The 6,160-nt window shown below is 70.0% G+C and carries 7 protein-coding genes; 4 read left to right on the top strand and 3 right to left on the bottom strand.

Annotated features, from left to right (window positions below):
* Positions 1-328, top strand: a 328-nt coding sequence (locus ACK42S_RS14690; protein ID WP_409709085.1) for a hypothetical protein, incomplete at its 5' end; no start/stop codon positions are given.
* Positions 329-642: 314 nt separating this feature from the next.
* Positions 643-1,713, top strand: a complete 1,071-nt coding sequence (locus ACK42S_RS14685; protein WP_409709088.1) for an AbrB family transcriptional regulator — start codon at positions 643-645, stop codon at positions 1,711-1,713.
* A gap of 6 nt (positions 1,714-1,719) precedes the next feature.
* Here the strand turns inward: ACK42S_RS14685 and ACK42S_RS14680 are convergent, their stop codons facing one another.
* Both ACK42S_RS14680 and ACK42S_RS14675 read right to left on the bottom strand, forming a co-directional pair.
* Complete coding sequence (locus ACK42S_RS14680; protein WP_409709082.1) at positions 1,720-2,298, bottom strand: MOSC domain-containing protein; 579 nt, start codon at positions 2,296-2,298, stop codon at positions 1,720-1,722.
* Positions 2,299-2,307: 9 nt separating this feature from the next.
* The gene (locus ACK42S_RS14675; RefSeq protein ID WP_409709079.1) at positions 2,308-3,186 is read right to left on the bottom strand and encodes a substrate-binding domain-containing protein; all 879 of its coding nucleotides are present in this window, start codon (positions 3,184-3,186) and stop codon (positions 2,308-2,310) included.
* Positions 3,187-3,616: 430 nt separating this feature from the next.
* Between ACK42S_RS14675 and ACK42S_RS14670 the strand changes: the two genes are divergently transcribed.
* Positions 3,617-5,479, top strand: coding sequence for a phosphoenolpyruvate carboxykinase (GTP) (locus ACK42S_RS14670; RefSeq protein WP_409709076.1), 1,863 nt, complete (start codon positions 3,617-3,619; stop codon positions 5,477-5,479).
* 85 nt (positions 5,480-5,564) lie between these two features.
* Here the strand turns inward: ACK42S_RS14670 and ACK42S_RS14665 are convergent, their stop codons facing one another.
* The gene (locus tag ACK42S_RS14665; RefSeq protein ID WP_409709073.1) at positions 5,565-5,834 is read right to left on the bottom strand and encodes a hypothetical protein; all 270 of its coding nucleotides are present in this window, start codon (positions 5,832-5,834) and stop codon (positions 5,565-5,567) included.
* 126 nt (positions 5,835-5,960) lie between these two features.
* On the opposite strand from ACK42S_RS14665, the gene ACK42S_RS14660 reads away from it, so the two are divergent.
* Positions 5,961-6,160: LysR family transcriptional regulator (locus tag ACK42S_RS14660; protein ID WP_409709071.1), on the top strand; the 200-nt coding region annotated here is incomplete at its 3' end.

Genomic DNA, 6,160 nt, shown 5'->3' with positions numbered 1-6,160 from the left:
GTGGGTTGGTGGATCCGGCGGCGCGGGCGGGGCCGGTGGCGTGAGCGACACGGCCGGCTCCGGCGGCGGTGCGGGCTCGGACGGCGGAGGCGGCGCCACGAAAGGCGCGGGCGCCGGCTCGGGCGGAGCCGGCGCCGCGATCACCGGGGCCGGCGGCGGAGGCTTGCGCACCACAGGGCGCGGCGGGGGCGGGGGCGGAGGCGGCGGCACCACCGCCGGCGGGGGCGGCGGCGCGGCCGTCAAGAACTCCACGAAGATGGGGGCGGCCTCGCCCACCGCGCTGCGCACGGCCTCGATTTGCAACAGGCCCCAGCCAGCGCCGACGTGAGCGGCCACCACGGCCGCCAGAGCCAGCACCCGCTCGCGGCGACCCAAGCCCGGCTCACCCGCACCCGGCCATCCACGCAAATCCAGATCGGCCCAAGCCGGCGTCGGCGCCGATGAAGAGGCAGAGGTCACTTTATCCACTAGTAATGAGAACGATTCGCATTATAGGGAGAACCCGGACGGCTTCGGCCTCCAGAGTGCGAGCACCGCGCACATTGTCCTGCCGGCAGGCTGCGCCCGTCACCGGCCGCTGTGTGCGATGACGGTCATCGTCTAGCATCTCGGGCCTGTGTCCCCGAGGGCCTGCACTTGTCCATGGCGAGCGCCTTGTCTTCCCTGCCCCGTCCTGTGCGCATCGTGGCCACCCTGGTGCTGGCCGGGCTGGCCGGCTGGGCCTGCGAGCGGCTGGGCACGCCCTTGCCCTGGATGATCGGGCCCCTGCTCGTCACGGCCGCCGGCTGCGTGGCCGGGCTGCCGCTGGCCGGCAGCACGGTGTTGCGCAGCGCCGGGCACTGGGCCATCGGCACGGCCTTGGGTCTGTATTTCACCCCCCAAGTGGTGGGCGTGGTCCTGCATCATGCGGCCGGCATCGTGGCGGGCATCGTGTGGGCGCTGGCGCTGGGGCTGGCCTTTGGCCTGGTGCTGGCGCGGCTGCACCGTGGCCGGCCGGGCCTGAATGCCGCCACCACCTATTTCGCCAGCGCGATCGGCGGCGCCTCGGAAATGGCGATGCTGGCCGAGCGCCACGGCGGCCGGGTGGACCTGGTGGCCTCGGCCCACAGCGTGCGCATTCTGCTGGTGGTGATCCTCCTGCCGTTCGGCTTCCAGGCGTTGGGCCTGCGCGGTCTGGACCCCTTCGTGCCCGGCCCTGCCGTGGTGCACGGCGCCGGGCTGGCGCTGCTGATCGCGCTGACCTGCGCGGGCTCGCTGCTGCTGCAGCACCTGGGCAAGCCCACACCGTGGGTGCTGGGCTCGCTGGCCGTGGCGGCCACGCTCACTGCCAGCGGCGTCGAGCTGTCGGCCCTGCCGACGTGGATGACCCACCTCGGCCAGGTCTTCATCGGCGTGGCCCTGGGCACGCGCTTTTCGCCGGATTTCGTCCGCACCGCCCCGCGCTGGCTGGCCAGCGTGGCCGTCGGCACTTTGGCGATGATCGTGCTGTGCGCGGGCTTTGCCTGGGTGCTGGCCCGCTGGGTGGGCCTGCATCCGGCCACGGTGATGTTGGGCACCTCGCCCGGCGGCATCGCCGAGATGTGCATCACCGCCAAGGTGCTGCAACTGGGCGTGCCCATCGTGACGGCCTTCCACGTCACGCGCATGGCCGCCGTGGTGCTGCTGTCCGGGCCGCTGTTCGGGTGGCTGAGTCGACGCGGCTGGCTGGGCTGAAGGAGATCAGCGCCGCATCCGCGCGGCGAACAGCTCGGCGATGCTCACCTCGCGCGGGCCCGGCACCAGCTCGAAGGCATCGCCGGCACGCACGGTGCCTTCCTCGCGCACGGCCAGGTAGAAGCCGCAGTAGCCCGATTGCGCCATCAGCCGGGCCGACTGGCGAAAGCCCATCGCATGCTCGAACTTGAAGCAGGGATAGCGCGGCTCGCTGATCGCCAGCGCGCAGTCCGGGAACTTCAGCACATCACCGATCCAGGCCTGGGACTCGGTCAAGCCGGTCAGCGTCAGGTTCTCGCCCAAGGCGCCGGGTGGCAGCGCCTCGTCCCACGGCGCCACACGGGCCTGGGCGCGCACGGTGCGCCAAAAGGCATAGTGCTCGAAGGGGTAGGCGTAAACCGCCTTGGACAGCCCCCCGTGCACGCTGGGGTCGGCCTGCTCGTCACCTTCCAAGCCCAAGCAGCCGACGCTCACACCCCCTGGCACCGGCTGTTTCCCATAGGCGCTGAGCACCTCACGGCCCTGGATCCTCAGCAGGCGGGCGGCCCCGACCTGGACGGACAGCACGCGGCCCACGACAGGCATATCCGTGACTCAACCGCGCGGCATGGTGGCCGAGTAGCCGCCAGGCGCCAAGGCGACGGCACGGCGCCCGGTGGGGCCGGTCAACCAGTCCAGGAAGAGCTTGCCGGCCGGGTGGTTGACCCGGAAGGACCGCATCGCATGGTAGAAGTCGGCCAGCCGAGCATCGCCCTCCACGACGACCCCCAGCCGGTCGCGCTGGCGCGAGGTGAGCCAGACGCCGCGGTCCACCAGCACATAAGCACCCCGTTCGTTGGCCTGGGCAAGGGTCTCGGCCATGCCGCCGACGGCCCGCTGGTACCAGGGCCCCTGCGGCTCCAGGCCTGCGGCCTGCCACAGCGAGCGCTCCTTGGCCCGTGCGCCGGTGCGCTCGGCAGGGGCCACGAACAAGGCCTGCCCCTGGTTCCCGGCCTGCGCCAGCCGCACCAGTGCCGCGGCCACGTCCGCGCCACCGGCCAAGCCCAGCGGATCGCGCGGCGGCGGGGCCTTGCGGCCCTTGACCGGCGCCGCCGGGCGCTCCATCGGCCCAGCCAGGAGAAAACGGTTGGACGCCACGAAGCGCCGGTCGTGCACCAGACCCTGCCGCAGCAAGGCCTCCTCGGCCTGCGGCGCATGGGTGATGGCCACATCGACCTCCCCCTGCTCCAGCAAGGCCAACATGCGCTCGCTGGGCCCCGGGGTGGTGTCCACGGCCAAGCCCGTGTCGCGTGCGATGGCACGACGGATGTGCAGCGCAAAGCCGCTGTCGTGCAATGCGGTGGCCACCCCCACCAGCAAGGCCTGCGTCTGGGGGCGGCGCTGCTGGGCACGGACCGCCCCGCACCAGGCAGCCAGCGGCGCCGCGCCGGCGGCGCGCAGCAGGTCGCGGCGCGAAACGAGGAGACAGGCCATGGGCAACGCGCGGATCGGGCAACGGGACGCACATCTTACTGAACGCCGGCTTCGGCCCGGCCCCAGCCCTCCCCCCCGCTCGGCGCCGCCGCCGGCGTTCTCGCGCACAACGACCGATGCGCCGGGCATGCCCCCATACCGAAACTGCATAAACCCGTGTCGCCCGCGAGTTACCACCGGATTACACTGGACAGACGGCCTGTCAGCGGGGGCCAGCGGCCCACATCCCGGCGTTCCCGCGTTCGACGCCCCCGGCCTGCGCACGACGCAGTCCCAAGGGGCCGAAGCAGTGCGGCCGTGCGCTTGGTGGCGTGCGGCCTTGCGGCATTTGGCGAGCCCCGAGCACCAGCCCCAGCGCCCTGCCCCTTGCGGCGGGTCGGTCCGAGGCTCTCCAAATCCCGCTTTCGGTTTTTCAACGATTGGAGTGACCATGAACCAACCTGCCATGCAGGGCCTGAGGCTGCAGGCCCCGGCCTATGTGAAAAACGCCAAGGTGCTGGCCTGGGTGGCCGAGATCGCCGCCCTGACCGAGCCCGACGCGATCCACTGGTGCGACGGCAGCCAAGCCGAGTACGACCGCCTGTGCGAGCAGCTCGTGCAAGCAGGCACCTTCCGGCGGCTCAACCCTGCCAAGCGCCCGGGCAGCTATCTGGCCTGGAGCGATCCCAGCGACGTGGCCCGCGTGGAAGACCGCACCTTCATCTGCACGGCCAAGCAAGAAGACGCCGGCCCGACGAACAACTGGATGGCACCCGAGCAGATGCGCGCCCTGTTGCAAACCGGGCCCAACGCGCTGTTCAAAGGCTGCATGCGCGGTCGCACGATGTACGTGGTGCCCTTCTCGATGGGCCCGCTGGGTTCGCCCATCGCCCACATCGGCATCGAACTCTCCGACAGCCCCTATGTGGCCGTGAACATGCGCATCATGACCCGCATGGGCCGGGCCGTGTTCGACGTGCTGGGCGCCGACGGCGATTTCGTGCCCTGCGTGCACAGCGTGGGCGCGCCGCTTTCACCCGGCCAGAAAGATGTCGCCTGGCCATGCAACCAGACCAAGTACATCGTCCACTACCCCGAGACCCGCGAGATCTGGAGCTACGGCTCGGGCTACGGCGGCAATGCCCTGCTGGGCAAGAAGTGCTTCGCGCTGCGCATCGCCTCCACGATGGGCCGTGAGCAGGGCTGGCTGGCCGAGCACATGCTCATCCTGGGCGTGACCAACCCGCAAGGCAAGAAGTACCACATCGCCGCCGCCTTCCCCAGCGCGTGCGGCAAGACCAACTTCGCGATGCTCATTCCGCCCAAGGGCTTCGAGGGCTGGAAGGTCACGACCATCGGCGATGACATCGCCTGGATCAAACCCGGCCGGGACGGCCGCCTGTACGCGATCAACCCCGAAGCAGGCTACTTCGGCGTGGCCCCGGGCACGAACGAGAAGACCAACCCCAACTGCATGGCCTCGCTGCGCGAGAACGTGATCTTCACCAACGTGGCGCTCACCGACGACGGCGATGTGTGGTGGGAGGGCATGGGCCCGGCGCCCGAGCATGCCATCGACTGGCAGGGCCAGGACTGGACGCCGCAGATTGCCAAGGACACCGGCCGCAAGGCGGCGCACCCCAACGCGCGCTTCACCGTGGCGGCCACGAACAACCCTGCACTCGACCCCGCCTGGGACGACCCGGCCGGCGTGCCCATTGACGCCTTCATCTTCGGTGGGCGCCGCAGCACCACCGTGCCGCTGGTGACCGAGGCGCGCAACTGGGTCGAAGGCGTCTACATGGCCGCCACGATGGGCTCAGAGACCACCGCCGCGGCCTTCGGCCAGCAAGGCGTGGTGCGCCGTGACCCCTTCGCGATGCTGCCCTTTGCCGGCTATAACATGGCCGAGTACTTCCAACACTGGCTCGATCTGGGCCGCAAGCTGCAAGCCAGTGGCGCACAGCTGCCGCGCATCTACACCGTCAACTGGTTCCGCAAGGATGAGGCCGGCCACTTCGTGTGGCCGGGCTTCGGCGAGAACATGCGCGTGATGAAGTGGATGATCGACCGTATCGAAGGCCACGGCCGCGGCGAGGAGCACATCTTCGGCGTGACCCCGCGCTACGAGGACCTGCACTGGGACGGCCTGGACTTCAGCGCCCAGCAGTACGGCCTGGTGACCCACCTCGACCTCGCCGCATGGCAGCAGGAACTGCGGCTGCACGACGAACTCTTCGAGCAGCTTTCGCACCGCCTGCCCCGCGAGCTGGTCGAGACCAAGGAACGGCTGGCCCGGCGCCTGACGGCCTGAGCGGGCCCTCAGCAGGCCAAAGCCGCCCTCGGGCGGCTTTTTCACACGCCCACGTTGGCGGCGCGGGCGTCTTGCAGGTAAGCGCTCACTCGTCTCGCGAGGATTGCAGACGCGTCGCTGCCGCCCGCAGCTCGGCAGCAAAACCGGGCTGGCTGATGCTGTAGGTGTCGGCCAAGCGCAGCATCTCCTGGATAGCGCGCCTCTCGGCCCACAGGCGGCGCTGCTCGATCAGGTTGTGGCCGACGGCACGCAGGCCCTGCAGGAGGCTGGCGAACAGGTTGGCTGCCCAAGCCGCACCGCGCGGGGCGGCGGTAATGACCGGGGCCGACGGGAGCTTGATGGTGGTGGCAGACATGGTGTTTTCCTTTCAATGCACGCCATCCTTGACGTGTTGACAGGAAGTCTAGGGTAAACCCTAGGTATATCGCCAATGGATTGTTGGAATCACAGACATTCACATTGGTTATGACATGATGGCGGAATGAGTTTCCGCACCCTCGACCTCAACCTGCTGCGTGTGTTCGACCAGGTGATGGCCGAGCAGAACCTGACGCGCGCGGCGCAGCGCCTGGCGATGACCCAGCCGGCCGTCAGCAACGCGCTGCGCCGGCTGCGCGAGGCGCTGGGTGACGAGCTCGTCACCCGCACCGCCTTCGGTGTGAAACCCACGCCGAAGGCCGA

The organism is Caldimonas sp., assembly GCF_046289365.1.
In the GTDB taxonomy this organism is placed as follows: Bacteria; Pseudomonadota; Gammaproteobacteria; order Burkholderiales; family Burkholderiaceae_C; genus Caldimonas.
The sequence above is the reverse complement of the archived record's forward strand: the minus strand, read 5'-3'. Positions and strand labels throughout refer to the sequence as shown.

Excerpts from the sequence above, each read along its gene's own strand:
- ACK42S_RS14685 (WP_409709088.1), top strand. The coding sequence starts at position 643 with ATGGCGAGCGCCTTGTCTTCCCTGCCCCGTCCTGTGCGCATCGTGGCC.
- ACK42S_RS14680 (WP_409709082.1), bottom strand. The coding sequence starts at position 2,298 with ATGCCTGTCGTGGGCCGCGTGCTGTCCGTCCAGGTCGGGGCCGCCCGC.
- ACK42S_RS14675 (WP_409709079.1), bottom strand. The coding sequence starts at position 3,186 with ATGGCCTGTCTCCTCGTTTCGCGCCGCGACCTGCTGCGCGCCGCCGGC.
- ACK42S_RS14670 (WP_409709076.1), top strand. The coding sequence starts at position 3,617 with ATGAACCAACCTGCCATGCAGGGCCTGAGGCTGCAGGCCCCGGCCTAT.
- ACK42S_RS14665 (WP_409709073.1), bottom strand. The coding sequence starts at position 5,834 with ATGTCTGCCACCACCATCAAGCTCCCGTCGGCCCCGGTCATTACCGCC.